Source organism: Stutzerimonas kunmingensis (assembly GCF_021432085.1).
GTDB lineage: Bacteria > Pseudomonadota > Gammaproteobacteria > Pseudomonadales > Pseudomonadaceae > Stutzerimonas.
In genome coordinates, this window is the sequence record NZ_CP090366.1 from 1,071,465 (window position 1) to 1,084,237 (window position 12,773).

Annotated in this window: 8 protein-coding genes, 2 tRNA genes and 3 rRNA genes; 11 read left to right on the plus strand and 2 right to left on the minus strand. The window is 55.7% G+C overall.

All coding sequences use genetic code 11. The features are described from left to right. Window positions 1–15: 15 nt before the first annotated feature. Window positions 16–447: a DUF4124 domain-containing protein gene (locus LW136_RS04950; protein ID WP_234174733.1), complete on the minus strand. Its 432-nt coding sequence runs from the start codon at window positions 445–447 to the stop codon at window positions 16–18. A gap of 407 nt (window positions 448–854) precedes the next feature. On the opposite strand from LW136_RS04950, the gene LW136_RS04955 reads away from it, so the two are divergent. From LW136_RS04955 to msrQ, 6 genes are all read left to right on the plus strand, one after another. Continuing rightward, the gene (locus LW136_RS04955; RefSeq protein WP_031298394.1) at window positions 855–2,579 is read left to right on the plus strand and encodes an acetolactate synthase 3 large subunit; all 1,725 of its coding nucleotides are present in this window, start codon (window positions 855–857) and stop codon (window positions 2,577–2,579) included. A 2-nt stretch (window positions 2,580–2,581) separates the two neighbouring features. After that, the gene (gene ilvN / locus LW136_RS04960) at window positions 2,582–3,073 is read left to right on the plus strand and encodes an acetolactate synthase small subunit (RefSeq protein ID WP_003279875.1); all 492 of its coding nucleotides are present in this window, start codon (window positions 2,582–2,584) and stop codon (window positions 3,071–3,073) included. Between the two features lie 77 nt (window positions 3,074–3,150). Beyond that, on the plus strand, window positions 3,151–4,167 hold the full coding sequence (gene ilvC, locus LW136_RS04965) for a ketol-acid reductoisomerase (protein ID WP_003303406.1): 1,017 nt from the start codon (window positions 3,151–3,153) through the stop codon (window positions 4,165–4,167). Window positions 4,168–4,321: 154 nt separating this feature from the next. Further along, window positions 4,322–5,161, plus strand: coding sequence for a CDP-diacylglycerol--serine O-phosphatidyltransferase (gene pssA / locus LW136_RS04970; RefSeq protein ID WP_014819285.1), 840 nt, complete (start codon window positions 4,322–4,324; stop codon window positions 5,159–5,161). Between the two features lie 54 nt (window positions 5,162–5,215). Continuing rightward, a complete protein-coding gene (msrP, locus tag LW136_RS04975) occupies window positions 5,216–6,223 on the plus strand; it encodes a protein-methionine-sulfoxide reductase catalytic subunit MsrP (protein ID WP_042928850.1) in 1,008 nt (335 codons plus the stop codon). Beyond that, window positions 6,223–6,834 (plus strand): protein-methionine-sulfoxide reductase heme-binding subunit MsrQ, encoded by a 612-nt coding sequence (msrQ, locus tag LW136_RS04980; RefSeq protein ID WP_042928851.1) that lies wholly within the window; start codon window positions 6,223–6,225, stop codon window positions 6,832–6,834. Before msrP ends, msrQ begins: the two co-directional genes overlap by 1 nt. 28 nt (window positions 6,835–6,862) lie before the next feature. Here the strand turns inward: msrQ and LW136_RS04985 are convergent, their stop codons facing one another. Further along, window positions 6,863–7,303 (minus strand): hypothetical protein, encoded by a 441-nt coding sequence (locus LW136_RS04985; RefSeq protein ID WP_042928852.1) that lies wholly within the window; start codon window positions 7,301–7,303, stop codon window positions 6,863–6,865. 101 nt (window positions 7,304–7,404) lie between these two features. On the opposite strand from LW136_RS04985, the gene LW136_RS04990 reads away from it, so the two are divergent. The 5 genes from LW136_RS04990 to rrf all read left to right on the plus strand — a co-directional run bounded on the left by LW136_RS04990 (window position 7,405) and on the right by rrf (window position 12,608). Then, window positions 7,405–8,941, plus strand: a 16S ribosomal RNA gene (locus LW136_RS04990). Window positions 8,942–9,032: 91 nt separating this feature from the next. Beyond that, a tRNA-Ile gene (locus LW136_RS04995) sits at window positions 9,033–9,109 on the plus strand. Between the two features lie 30 nt (window positions 9,110–9,139). Further along, window positions 9,140–9,215 (plus strand) — tRNA-Ala (locus LW136_RS05000). Between the two features lie 253 nt (window positions 9,216–9,468). Then, window positions 9,469–12,359, plus strand: a 23S ribosomal RNA gene (locus LW136_RS05005). Window positions 12,360–12,492: 133 nt separating this feature from the next. Next, window positions 12,493–12,608 (plus strand): 5S ribosomal RNA (gene rrf / locus LW136_RS05010). The 16S, 23S and 5S rRNA genes sit together here with 2 tRNA genes alongside, the layout of an rRNA operon. Window positions 12,609–12,773 lie beyond the last annotated feature (165 nt).

The window sequence follows — 12,773 nt, forward strand, 5'->3', positions numbered from 1 at the left end:
GCCTGGAACCCGGAATCAGTTGCAGTTTTCGTCGATCTTGCTGCGTGTTTCTGCGATCTTTGCCTGCCGTTCCTCTTCGGTGATTCTCCGGGTTTCACCCTTCTCTTCGACACGTACCCGCGGATTGTTCTGCAGTTGCGCGAGGTTGGTGCGCATCGTCTCGCAATAGCGCTTGCGTTCGGTCTCTTGCTCAGCGACCTGGCGCTTCACCTTGCGATCGATGCTCTGCTGGTCGACCTCGGTTTCGTCCTCGACGACGGGGGCTGGCATCGTGGTCGATTTTGCCGGCGCGGTAACGGTGTTGACGGTTTCCACCTGCTGCCCTTGCGGCGGTTGCGCGCCGAAGTGCGTGACCCCCTGGGCGTCTACCCACTTGTATACCTGGGCGGCCATGACGTTGCCGCAAAGCGCCAGTACCAAGCCGCCCGCAAGAAACATGAATCGCATGTCGTTACCTTCATTGAAATCGGAAACCGGCAGTCACTATACCCAAAAGCCAGAGCGCCGCTTCTGCACCCTGTCACAGCTCAACGCTGCCCAAACACAACGGCGAGCTTGACTTGCTGGTGCTGAATCCGAACAATTCGAGGCTTGCTGTCCTGAGTCGCCTCGCCGCAAGCGATACCGGCTCAGTCTAGACAGACATGAGGTGCTACCCGCGCCGACCTGCATCACCCGCAACGCGTTACCTCGCGCTGGGTGGAGAGCCCGCGACACCAGGGTCTCTTCCAATACTGGCTCAGTCAGTGGCTGACGTAGTCGGCGACCACCGTCGCTCATGCCCTGCTGGCAGTAAACCTATTTCTGGCGGCTCCGACTTGGAATCGCTATCTGGCGTTTCAGAGGTGAACAACGTGGAACTCTTATCCGGCGCTGAAATGGTCGTCCGCTCCCTGCGTGACGAAGGCGTTAAGTACATCTACGGGTACCCGGGCGGTGCCGTTCTGCATATCTACGATGCGCTTTTCAAGGAAAAGGCCATCGAACACATCCTGGTTCGTCACGAGCAGGCCGCCACGCACATGGCCGATGGCTATGCGCGCGCGACCGGCAAGGCCGGCGTGGTGCTGGTGACCTCCGGTCCTGGGGCGACCAACGCCATCACCGGTATCGCCACCGCCTTCATGGACTCGATCCCGATGGTGGTCATCTCCGGTCAGGTGCCCAGCACCATGGTCGGCACCGATGCCTTCCAGGAAACCGACATGATCGGTATCTCCCGGCCCATTGTGAAGCACAGCTTCATGATCAAGCATCCTTCGGAAATCCCCGAAGTGATGAAAAAGGCGTTCTATCTCGCCGAATCCGGGCGTCCAGGGCCGGTTGTCATCGACATTCCGAAGGACATGACCAACCCCGCCGAGAAGTTCGAGTACGTCTATCCGAAGAAGGCCAAGCTGCGTTCGTACAGCCCGGCCGTGCGTGGACATTCGGGCCAGATTCGCAAAGCGGCGGAACTGCTGCTGGGAGCCAAGCGGCCCATCATCTACGCCGGTGGCGGCGTGATCCTAGGCAAGGCCTCGGCGCAACTGACCGAGCTGGCGAAGATGCTCAACCTGCCGGTGACCAACACCCTGATGGGCCTGGGTTGCTATCCGGGCGGTGACCGCCAGTTCGTCGGCATGCTCGGCATGCACGGCAGCTACACCGCCAACCTGGCCATGCACCATTCCGACGTGATCCTGGCGGTCGGTGCGCGCTTCGATGACCGCGTCATCAATGGTGCGGCGAAATTCTGCCCGAACGCCAAGATCATCCATATCGACATCGACCCGGCGTCGATCTCCAAGACCATCAAGGCCGACATTCCGATCGTCGGTCCGGTCGACAGTGTGCTGACAGAGATGGTCGCCATCGTCAAGGAAATCGGTCAGACGCCGAATGCCGAGACGGTCGCCAGCTGGTGGAAACAGATCGACGAGTGGCGCGGCAACCGCGGCCTGTTCCCCTATGACAAGGGCGATGGTTCGATCATCAAGCCTCAGGCCGCCATCGAGGTGCTTTGCGAAGTGACCAAGGGCGACGCCTATGTAGCCTCGGACGTCGGTCAACACCAGATGTTCGCCTGCCAGTACTACAAGTTCGACAAGCCCAACCGTTGGCTCAACTCGGGCGGCCTCGGCACCATGGGCTTTGGTCTGCCTGCAGCCATGGGCGTGAAACTGAACTTCCCCGAAGCCGATGTCGCGGTGGTGACGGGTGAGGGCAGCATCCAGATGAACATCCAGGAGCTGTCCACCTGCCTGCAGTACGACCTGCCGGTGAAGATCATCAACCTCAACAACGGTGCGCTGGGAATGGTTCGCCAGTGGCAGGACATGGTGTACAACAGCCGCTATTCGCACTCCTACATGGAGTCGCTGCCAGACTTCGTCAAGCTGGCCGAGGCTTATGGTCACGTGGGAATGCGCATCACCGACCTCAAGGACCTCAAGCCGATGATGGAAGAGGCGTTCGCCATGAAGGATCGCCTGGTCTTCCTGGATATCGCGGTCGATACCGCTGAGCACGTCTATCCGATGCAGATCAAAGACGGTGCGATGCGCGACATGTGGCTGAGCAAGACGGAGCGGACCTGATCATGAGACATATCATTTCCCTGCTGATGGAAAACGAACCGGGTGCGCTGTCTCGTGTGGTCGGCCTGTTTTCGCAACGCAACTACAACATCGAAAGCCTCACCGTGGCGCCGACCGAAGACCCGACCCTGTCGCGTCTAACGCTAACCACGGTAGGCCACGAGGAGGTGATCGAGCAGATCACCAAAAACCTCAACAAGCTGGTTGAGGTGGTCAAGCTGGTCGACCTGTCGGAAAGCGCCCATATCGAGCGTGAACTGATGCTGATCAAGGTCAAGGCCACCGGTGCCCAGCGCGCCGAGGTCAAGCGCACCACCGATATCTTCCGCGGGCAGATCGTCGACGTGACCACCAGCGTTTATACGATTCAGTTGGCCGGAACCAGTGACAAGCTGGACAGTTTCATCCAGGCCGTTGGCACTGCTTCGATCCTGGAGGTTGTGCGCAGTGGCGTCACCGGGATTTCCCGCGGTGACAAGGTGCTGAGTATCTAACGGCTGGCGGACGCGTCGTCTCTCCAGTCAGTAACGTTTTATCGAATGGCCCACGAGGCCGGCAACAGGGGTAATTCATGAAGGTTTCTTACGATAAAGACTGCGACCTCTCCATCATTCAGGGCAAGAAGGTCGCCATCATCGGTTACGGCTCCCAGGGCCACGCGCACGCGTGCAACCTGAAGGATTCCGGCGTCGACGTCACCGTCGGCCTGCGCCCGGGCTCGTCGTCCATTGCCAAGGCCGAGGCCCATGGCCTGAAGGTCAGCGACGTGCCGGCCGCTGTTGCTGCTGCCGACCTGGTGATGATCCTGACCCCGGACGAGTTCCAGGGCCGCCTGTACAAGGACGAAATCGAGCCGAACCTGAAGCAGGGCGCTACTCTGGCCTTCGCCCACGGCTTCTCGATCCATTACAACCAGGTCGTGCCCCGTGCCGATCTGGACGTGATCATGATTGCTCCCAAGGCGCCGGGCCACACTGTGCGTTCCGAGTTCGTCAAGGGCGGCGGCATCCCTGACCTGATCGCGATCTACCAGGACGCTTCCGGCAATGCCCGCAACGTCGCGCTGTCCTACGCCTGTGGTGTCGGCGGTGGCCGTACCGGCATCATCGAGACCACCTTCAAGGACGAAACCGAAACCGACCTGTTCGGCGAGCAGGCTGTTCTCTGTGGCGGTTGCGTCGAGCTGGTCAAGGCCGGCTTCGAAACTCTGGTCGAAGCTGGCTACGCGCCGGAAATGGCCTACTTCGAGTGCCTGCACGAGCTGAAGTTGATCGTCGATCTGATGTTCGAAGGCGGCATCGCCAACATGAACTACTCGATCTCCAACAACGCCGAGTACGGCGAGTACGTGACCGGCCCTGAGGTGATCAACGCCGAGTCCCGCGCCGCCATGCGTAATGCCCTGAAGCGCATTCAGGACGGCGAGTACGCCAAGATGTTCATCACCGAGGGCGCTGCCAACTATCCGTCCATGACTGCCTACCGTCGCAACAACGCGGCGCACGGTATCGAAGTGGTCGGCGAGAAGCTGCGTGCAATGATGCCTTGGATCGCGGCGAACAAGATCGTCGACAAGAGCAAGAACTGATCGTTCTACCGCTCGAGAAAACGCGGCTTCGGCCGCGTTTTTTCGTTCGGCCTGCCAGGCTTCTGGTATAAAACCCGGCTTTGGCCAGGCTGAACCCCAAGTCTCCAGGACTGGTCGAAATCTATCCGTAACCTGTTGTAGAAGGTGAATGCGCATGAGTGGACAACCCGAAGAGCCGAACAAGCCAGTCGAGCCAGAAAGCATTCTGCCGATCGACGAGCATGTCGAGGAGACCCAAGAGCCTGATGGGCGCAAGGTCCGTCATCGTGGCATCTATCTGCTGCCCAACCTGTTCACCACCGCCAACCTTTTTGCTGGTTTTTTTTCGATCATCACCGCGATTAACGGCAACTTCTACGTCGCCGCCGCCACGGTGTTTGTCGCCATGGTGCTCGATAGTCTGGATGGGCGCGTGGCTCGTCTCACCAATACCCAAAGCGCATTCGGTGCCGAGTACGATTCGCTGTCGGACATGGTTGCCTTTGGTCTGGCCCCCGCAGTGCTGGCGTACGAGTGGGCATTGTCCGAACTGGGTAATGTTGGTCTCACCGTCGCCTTCATATATGTCGCTTGCGCCGCTCTGCGTCTGGCGCGTTTCAATACGCAGATCGGTAAGGTGGACAAGCGCTGGTTCATTGGTCTGGCTAGCCCGGCTGCGGCGGGAGTAGTCGCCGGCTGGGTCTGGGCTGTCTGGGCACTGGATGAGGTTGGTATTCGCGGAGTCGATCTGCCGCTCATATTGGTCATGCTGTTCGCGCTGATGGTCGCGGCCGCAGGTTTGTTGATGGTCAGCAATATCAAGTACTACAGCTTCAAGGATCTCGATTTGAAAGGGCGCGTACCTTTCGTCGCTATCCTGATAGTAGTGCTCGTGTTCGCTGTCGTATTCAGTGATCCGCCCCGCATTCTGCTGTTGATCTTCCTGGCGTATGCGGCGTCCGGTCCTGTGCAGTACCTGATGCAGTTGCGCCGCCGCAAGCGTGTCGAGGGTTGATTTTCAGCTCGGCTGCGCGTATTGCTCCATCGGAGTCAATACGCGGAGCAACCCATGCTGATCAAGATTCCCGCTTCCGGCGAGTGTCGTGAGTCAGAGGTAACGACCGAGGCTGCTTACTTGAGCCGTCGGCAGATTCTTGGTGGAGTGATGCTTTCGGGGGCTGCCGTCGGATTGCCAGCTCTCGCTAAAGCTTCCGAGCGTTATCCTGGCGTTACATCGGCGCCAGCGCCGAAATGGTTTACCGACAAGCTCGCCAGCGCCCGTTGGCAAGCCATGACCGCAGACGGCGAAGCCATCACGCCATTTGCGGACGCTTCCAAGTACAACAACTTCTACGAATTTGGCCCCAACAAGGGTGATCCGGCGCGTCATGCTTCGACTTTGAAAGTGGAGCCTTGGTCGGTGTTGATCGACGGTGAGATCGATCAGCCTGGGCGTTACTCTCTTGAGGAGCTGTGCTCGGAAAGCCGACTCGAGGAACGCATCTATCGGCTTCGCTGTGTTGAAGCTTGGTCAATGGTCATTCCGTGGCTGGGATTTCCTTTGGCTGATCTGATTCGCAAGGCCCAACCGCATTCCTCTGCGAAGTTCATTCGTTTCGAAACGGCGTACCGGTCGGAGGAAATGCGCGGAACCCGCTCCGGGTTTGGGCTGATCGATTGGCCCTATGTCGAAGGGTTGCGAATGGATGAGGCCATGCATCCGCTAACGTTGCTTGCAGTCGGGATGTATGGCCGTACGCTACCTAACCAGAATGGGGCGCCGCTGAGGCTGGTGGTCCCTTGGAAGTACGGCTTCAAGAGCATCAAGTCGATTGTACGCATCAGCTTCGTACGCGAGCAGCCGATTACGACCTGGCAGTCGATGGCGCCGCAGGAATATGGGTTCTACGCCAACGTTAACCCGAAGGTTTCGCATCCGCGATGGTCGCAAGCTCGTGAGCGCCGGCTCCCAGGAAGCCTGTTCAGCACAAACCTCCGGGACACCCAGCTGTTCAACGGCTACGCGGAGCAAGTCGCGGGGTTATATAGCTCGATGGATCTCAGTAAGGACTATTGATGCGCTACCCCGTGTGGCGGCCGGCGGTTTTCGCCTGCGCCGCGAGCTTGCCGTTGTATTGGCTGTATCTGGGCTGGCAGTTCGCGCTTGGTCCTGACCCAGGCAAGGTGCTGGTCGATAATCTCGGTGAGGGTGCGCTGGTTTTGCTGCTTCTGACGCTTTCGATGACTCCGATGCAACGGCTGACTGGATGGGGTGGCTGGCTCGCCGTCCGACGTCAGCTCGGACTGTGGTGTTTCACCTATGCACTGCTGCACCTGAGTGGTTATCTATGCTTCTTATTGGGTGGCGAGTTCTCTCGTTTGGGCGAGGAATTGCGCGACCGCCTCTATGTTCTGGTCGGTGGACTAGGGTTTGTCGGACTGACCGTCTTGGCGATGACATCATCCCGGTGGAGCATGCGTCGGCTTGGTAAGCGCTGGAAGAAAGTGCATAGGTTGGTTTATCTCATTGTCATTCTTGCGTTACTGCATATGCTCTGGGTCGTTCGAGCGGACGCGGCCCGTTGGTTTCTCTATGCGGGTATTGCAATGGCGCTGTTTTTCCTGCGTGTTCCAGCGGTGACTAAGACTCTCGCTTCAGTGCGCAGCCGAAAAGGCAGGGGTGAATAAAACTGAAATAAACGGTTGACGTTGATTTTCAGGCTCCTATAATGCGCACCACTTCCGGCGCAGTCCTTAAGCAAAACCTCTTGTAAATCAAAAGGTTAGCGAAATAAAAGGGTTGCACGGATGGCGGATTCAGATAGAATGCGCCGGGCTGGCAGGGTGGTGGTTGAATCCTGTTAGCGGCTTCGGTCGGGTTGATCGGAAGCGGTTGAAAGAGGTGGTTGACAGCGGTTTTGAACGCTGTATGATTCGCCTCCCGCTGACGAGAGACGCAGGTTGATCTGAAGCGCAAGCGGTTGAGAAGAAAGAAAAACTTCTTCAAAAACAGCTTGACAGGTAACAAGGCTGCTGTAGAATGCGCGGCCTCGGTTGAGACGAAAGGCTTGATCGAAACGCTCTTTAACAACTGAATCAAGCAATTCGTGTGGGTGCTTGTGAATGTAAGACTGATGGTCAGATAGATTATCAGCATCACAAAGCAACACTCGTTTATTCGAGAGTTACTCTTTACTTGTAAAGAGATTTGCGATTGCTGAGCCAAGTTTAGGGTTTTCTCAAAACCCAAGCAGTATTGAACTGAAGAGTTTGATCATGGCTCAGATTGAACGCTGGCGGCAGGCCTAACACATGCAAGTCGAGCGGATGAAGAGAGCTTGCTCTCTGATTCAGCGGCGGACGGGTGAGTAATGCCTAGGAATCTGCCTGATAGTGGGGGACAACGTTTCGAAAGGAACGCTAATACCGCATACGTCCTACGGGAGAAAGCAGGGGACCTTCGGGCCTTGCGCTATCAGATGAGCCTAGGTCGGATTAGCTAGTTGGTGAGGTAACGGCTCACCAAGGCGACGATCCGTAACTGGTCTGAGAGGATGATCAGTCACACTGGAACTGAGACACGGTCCAGACTCCTACGGGAGGCAGCAGTGGGGAATATTGGACAATGGGCGAAAGCCTGATCCAGCCATGCCGCGTGTGTGAAGAAGGTCTTCGGATTGTAAAGCACTTTAAGTTGGGAGGAAGGGCATTAACCTAATACGTTAGTGTTTTGACGTTACCGACAGAATAAGCACCGGCTAACTTCGTGCCAGCAGCCGCGGTAATACGAAGGGTGCAAGCGTTAATCGGAATTACTGGGCGTAAAGCGCGCGTAGGTGGTTTGTTAAGTTGAATGTGAAAGCCCCGGGCTCAACCTGGGAACTGCATCCAAAACTGGCAAGCTAGAGTATGGCAGAGGGTGGTGGAATTTCCTGTGTAGCGGTGAAATGCGTAGATATAGGAAGGAACACCAGTGGCGAAGGCGACCACCTGGGCTAATACTGACACTGAGGTGCGAAAGCGTGGGGAGCAAACAGGATTAGATACCCTGGTAGTCCACGCCGTAAACGATGTCGACTAGCCGTTGGGATCCTTGAGATCTTAGTGGCGCAGCTAACGCATTAAGTCGACCGCCTGGGGAGTACGGCCGCAAGGTTAAAACTCAAATGAATTGACGGGGGCCCGCACAAGCGGTGGAGCATGTGGTTTAATTCGAAGCAACGCGAAGAACCTTACCAGGCCTTGACATGCAGAGAACTTTCCAGAGATGGATTGGTGCCTTCGGGAACTCTGACACAGGTGCTGCATGGCTGTCGTCAGCTCGTGTCGTGAGATGTTGGGTTAAGTCCCGTAACGAGCGCAACCCTTGTCCTTAGTTACCAGCACGTTAAGGTGGGCACTCTAAGGAGACTGCCGGTGACAAACCGGAGGAAGGTGGGGATGACGTCAAGTCATCATGGCCCTTACGGCCTGGGCTACACACGTGCTACAATGGTCGGTACAAAGGGTTGCCAAGCCGCGAGGTGGAGCTAATCCCATAAAACCGATCGTAGTCCGGATCGCAGTCTGCAACTCGACTGCGTGAAGTCGGAATCGCTAGTAATCGTGAATCAGAATGTCACGGTGAATACGTTCCCGGGCCTTGTACACACCGCCCGTCACACCATGGGAGTGGGTTGCTCCAGAAGTAGCTAGTCTAACCTTCGGGGGGACGGTTACCACGGAGTGATTCATGACTGGGGTGAAGTCGTAACAAGGTAGCCGTAGGGGAACCTGCGGCTGGATCACCTCCTTAATCGAAGACTTCAGCTTCTTCATAAGCTCCCACACGAATTGCTTGATTCACTAGCGAAAAGCGATTGGGTTTCGACCCGAGAGAGACGATTGGGTCTGTAGCTCAGTTGGTTAGAGCGCACCCCTGATAAGGGTGAGGTCGGCAGTTCGAATCTGCCCAGACCCACCAATTGTCATGGGATGTGGCCGATCTGTAGATGGGGCCATAGCTCAGCTGGGAGAGCGCCTGCTTTGCACGCAGGAGGTCAGCGGTTCGATCCCGCTTGGCTCCACCATTAACTCGAAAATCGCTGAAAGCTCAGAAATGAGTGCTGCTTGCGCATCCTGTGATGTGTGAGGGTATTGATTTCTGGTCTTTGCGCCAGAACTGTTCTTTAAAAATTTGGGTATGTGATAGAAGTAGATTTGAGTGGTCACTTTCACTGGTGATTATTCAAGTCAAGGTAAAATTTGCGTGTTCTCTATGCAAATTTTCGGCGAATGTCGTCTTCACGTTATAGACAGTAACCAGATTGCTTGGGGTTATATGGTCAAGTGAAGAAGCGCATACGGTGGATGCCTTGGCAGTCAGAGGCGATGAAAGACGTGGTAGCCTGCGAAAAGCTTCGGGGAGTCGGCAAACAGACTTTGATCCGGAGATGTCTGAATGGGGGAACCCAGCCATCATAAGATGGTTATCACACACTGAATACATAGGTGTGTGAGGCGAACCAGGGGAACTGAAACATCTAAGTACCCTGAGGAAAAGAAATCAACCGAGATTCCCTTAGTAGTGGCGAGCGAACGGGGATTAGCCCTTAAGCTTCTTTGATTTTAGCGGAACGCTCTGGAAAGTGCGGCCATAGTGGGTGATAGCCCTGTACGCGAAAAGGTCTTAGAAGTGAAATCGAGTAGGACGGAGCACGAGAAACTTTGTCTGAATATGGGGGGACCATCCTCCAAGGCTAAATACTACTGACTGACCGATAGTGAACCAGTACCGTGAGGGAAAGGCGAAAAGAACCCCGGAGAGGGGAGTGAAATAGAACCTGAAACCGTATGCGTACAAGCAGTGGGAGCCTACTTTGTTAGGTGACTGCGTACCTTTTGTATAATGGGTCAGCGACTTATTTTCAGTGGCGAGCTTAACCGAATAGGGGAGGCGTAGCGAAAGCGAGTCTTAATAGGGCGTCTAGTCGCTGGGAATAGACCCGAAACCGGGCGATCTATCCATGGGCAGGTTGAAGGTTAGGTAACACTGACTGGAGGACCGAACCGACTACCGTTGAAAAGTTAGCGGATGACCTGTGGATCGGAGTGAAAGGCTAATCAAGCTCGGAGATAGCTGGTTCTCCTCGAAAGCTATTTAGGTAGCGCCTCGTGTATCACTGCTGGGGGTAGAGCACTGTTTCGGCTAGGGGGTCATCCCGACTTACCAAACCGATGCAAACTCCGAATACCAGCAAGTGTCAGCACGGGAGACACACGGCGGGTGCTAACGTCCGTCGTGAAAAGGGAAACAACCCAGACCGTCAGCTAAGGTCCCAAAATCCTGGTTAAGTGGGAAACGATGTGGGAAGGCTTAGACAGCTAGGAGGTTGGCTTAGAAGCAGCCACCCTTTAAAGAAAGCGTAATAGCTCACTAGTCGAGTCGGCCTGCGCGGAAGATGTAACGGGGCTCAAACCAGGTACCGAAGCTACGGGTTCAACGTAAGTTGAGCGGTAGAGGAGCGTTCTGTAAGCCTGTGAAGGTCAGTTGAGAAGCTGGCTGGAGGTATCAGAAGTGCGAATGCTGACATGAGTAACGACAATGCGAGTGAAAAACTCGCACGCCGAAAGACCAAGGGTTCCTGCGCAACGTTAATCGACGCAGGGTGAGTCGGTCCCTAAGGCGAGGCTGAAGAGCGTAGTCGATGGGAAACGGGTTAATATTCCCGTACTTCTAGTTACTGCGATGGGGGGACGGAGAAGGCTAGGCCAGCAAGGCGTTGGTTGTCCTTGTTTAAGGTGGTAGGCAGAGATCTTAGGTAAATCCGGGATCTTAATGCCGAGAGCTGATGACGAGCTTTCTTTTAGAAAGCGAAGTGGTTGATGCCATGCTTCCAGGAAAAGCCTCTAAGCTTCAGGTAACTAGGAACCGTACCCCAAACCGACACAGGTGGTTGGGTAGAGAATACCAAGGCGCTTGAGAGAACTCGGGTGAAGGAACTAGGCAAAATGGCACCGTAACTTCGGGAGAAGGTGCGCCGGTGAGGGTGAAGTATTTACTACGTAAGCCCATGCCGGTCGAAGATACCAGGCCGCTGCGACTGTTTATTAAAAACACAGCACTCTGCAAACACGAAAGTGGACGTATAGGGTGTGACGCCTGCCCGGTGCCGGAAGGTTAATTGATGGGGTTAGCGCAAGCGAAGCTCTTGATCGAAGCCCCGGTAAACGGCGGCCGTAACTATAACGGTCCTAAGGTAGCGAAATTCCTTGTCGGGTAAGTTCCGACCTGCACGAATGGCGTAACGATGGCGGCGCTGTCTCCACCCGAGACTCAGTGAAATTGAAATCGCTGTGAAGATGCAGTGTATCCGCGGCTAGACGGAAAGACCCCGTGAACCTTTACTATAGCTTTGCACTGGACTTTGAATTTGCTTGTGTAGGATAGGTGGGAGGCTTTGAAGCGTGGACGCCAGTTCGCGTGGAGCCAACCTTGAAATACCACCCTGGCAACTTTGAGGTTCTAACTCTGGTCCGTTATCCGGATCGAGGACAGTGTATGGTGGGTAGTTTGACTGGGGCGGTCTCCTCCTAAAGAGTAACGGAGGAGTACGAAGGTGCGCTCAGACCGGTCGGAAATCGGTCGTAGAGTATAAAGGCAAAAGCGCGCTTGACTGCGAGACAGACACGTCGAGCAGGTACGAAAGTAGGTCTTAGTGATCCGGTGGTTCTGTATGGAAGGGCCATCGCTCAACGGATAAAAGGTACTCCGGGGATAACAGGCTGATACCGCCCAAGAGTTCATATCGACGGCGGTGTTTGGCACCTCGATGTCGGCTCATCACATCCTGGGGCTGAAGCCGGTCCCAAGGGTATGGCTGTTCGCCATTTAAAGTGGTACGCGAGCTGGGTTTAGAACGTCGTGAGACAGTTCGGTCCCTATCTGCCGTGGACGTTTGAGATTTGAGAGGGGCTGCTCCTAGTACGAGAGGACCGGAGTGGACGAACCTCTGGTGTTCCGGTTGTCACGCCAGTGGCATTGCCGGGTAGCTACGTTCGGAAGAGATAACCGCTGAAAGCATCTAAGCGGGAAACTTGCCTCAAGATGAGATCTCACTGGAGCCTTGAGCTCCCTGAAGGGCCGTCGAAGACTACGACGTTGATAGGTTGGGTGTGTAAGCGCTGTGAGGCGTTGAGCTAACCAATACTAATTGCCCGTGAGGCTTGACCATATAACACCCAAACAATTTGGCTGTTAGACGGAAAGTCGACAAACAGACCGAAAATCTGCACGAACACGCAATACCAATTCATCACATACCCGATTGGCTGCAGCGGCTAAACCCCGAGGCAGCAACTGAATTGCTTGACGACCATAGAGCGTTGGAACCACCTGATCCCTTCCCGAACTCAGTAGTGAAACGACGCATCGCCGATGGTAGTGTGGGGTCTCCCCATGTGAGAGTAGGTCATCGTCAAGCTCCTTTCCCAAACCCCCGACCCGCGTAAGCTGGTCGGGGGTTTGCTTTTGGGCTGAAGAAATATCTATCGAGACAGCCAAGGCTGCTTCCGGCTCGGCGTGTAGGAGGGATGGCCGAATAGTGCGGGCGGCAGGCCGAGGCCGTGCAGGACTTTGTGGAGCGTGT